Below are 243 nucleotides of genomic sequence, written 5' to 3' on the forward strand. Positions count from 1 at the left end.
CTTTGCACTGCTCCTGGCGACTGCTGAACCTGTCTGATCATCGCCAGCAGAGGAACACTGATAGCTTCAATGAAGCTTTGTTGTGCGACGGTGAAACCGCATTTGCCAGCGGTGCAATACGAAAGCTTTCCTACTATGGAAGACGGATCAACGCCTGCTGAAGGGCCGATACTACTGCCGAATAGCATGCGGTTTGTATAGCCCAAGGTCCCTTCAAAGGACATGCTGTCATTCGCATTGATT

The 243-nt window shown here is 50.6% G+C and carries 1 pseudogene; it reads right to left on the bottom strand.

Annotated features, from left to right (window positions below):
- Positions 1–224, bottom strand: a pseudogene (locus tag AC3XQU_RS24640) (conjugal transfer protein TraH); the annotation flags it as partial.
- Positions 225–243 lie beyond the last annotated feature (19 nt).

This window comes from Telluria sp. AZSoR62, assembly GCF_058111565.1.